This is a genomic window from Vibrio nigripulchritudo ATCC 27043 (genome assembly GCF_000222685.1).
Taxonomy (GTDB): domain Bacteria; phylum Pseudomonadota; class Gammaproteobacteria; order Enterobacterales; family Vibrionaceae; genus Vibrio; species Vibrio nigripulchritudo.
In genome coordinates, this window is the sequence record NZ_AFWJ01000203.1 from 1 (window position 1) to 1423 (window position 1423).

At 46.7% G+C, this 1423-nt stretch carries 1 protein-coding gene; it reads right to left on the minus strand.

Features of this window, described 5'->3' with window-relative positions; translation table 11 throughout:
* Positions 1-10 precede the first annotated feature (10 nt).
* Positions 11-1339 (minus strand): IS4 family transposase, encoded by a 1329-nt coding sequence (locus tag RH89_RS15115; RefSeq protein WP_004403683.1) that lies wholly within the window; start codon positions 1337-1339, stop codon positions 11-13.
* Positions 1340-1423: the final 84 nt, after the last annotated feature.

Here is a 1423-nt window from a genome sequence, read left to right on the forward strand (position 1 = left end):
CTAATGCCAGTCAGTTAAGCTGACTGGCTTTCTTTTTATTGGGGTATTTCTTTGCCTTTGGCTTTATTGCTCTCGGATAGAGCCGCTCTTCTCGTTTAATGGGCAACACATGGTGTATCGCCTCCTCCTGCAAGTGAGTAATGCGCTTAGGGATTGTTCCCGCTGACTCCAACCAGAACCCTAAAATGACGTGAATGATAGAGTGAGCACACGTTGTGAAACTCAGTTGATTGGGGTAGATACCAGGCACCGCTTTAGCCATGTTAACCATCTGATATCTAATGATGTTATAGCTAAGCAATAAGCCCCATAACTCTTGCTTCACCATCTCTGGTTTCTTGCTTCTCAGTGTGAACTCGTTGTTCAACAGTGAAGACTTCATTTCCCGATATCCCACTTCGATTTCCCATCTATGGCTATAAAGCTCGGCGATGTCCGCTGACGGATAACGACGATGGTCTGTCATCGAGGTCAAGATACTCACTTCTTTCCCTTTGAACGTTTTCTTTATCAGGCGGACTTCGATGGTTTCAGGTAGTGAGGGGGAGTTCTTTCTCGCCTGAGGCGTTGTCTTGATTTCGACAATCCGGTCATTGCGACCCAGTTTTCTAATTTCAGTAAATTGAGTATTTTTGCGCATTGGCATCAGCCAATGCCTTTCAATACCTGTATTTGCCCAGCGGTGAAGAAGACTAAGAGAGTAGAACCCTCTGTCGAACATTGTGAGGCTGTAGTCTGGTGTCGTTTCAATCAATTGCTCCGCCAATACCATCTCATTGGTTTTATAACTTGCGAAAGCACTGGCGACTAACATGTGACTGGTCAATTCCATCTGGCAAACCATGCGTACCTGAGGAAAGCTCCCCTCACCATTTTGATTTGACGCAGATTGAAACGCATCGCGATTTTCTTTGGTATCCGGCGTCCGCCATACCACACCATCGACAGCGAGGAGCTTTAATCCACACCAAGTTGGATGGTCAGCCGTTTCATTCCACAAGCGCTGGCTTTGGTGAAATACTTCTTTCATTGCATCAGCCCCGAGCCGTTGCCTTGCTTGAACGATGGCACTAGGGGCAACGAGACTTCGTTTCCCAGGTAGCATTAATTGCGCTTTGGAGACAATTGACCACAGAGGCTCTTGCCGGTAAAGCGACATAGCAACGACCGCCCAAACGGCCATATCAAGAGGGATGCGGCGTTTACGAATGGTGACCACACCGGAAGCCTCTAAGCATTGGTTGATGAAATCAGGACAAAGAATGTCACTGAGTTTTCCAAGTTGTTCAGTATTGGGGGCGTAACGATTGGCGAGTGTGAGGGCTGTGGTTAATTGCAAAATAAAAGGCTCTAAGTATTGGGGACTTAGAGCCTTTATAAGCCAACTGTAGGATCGTTCAACCGATCATTTATCTCTTAACTG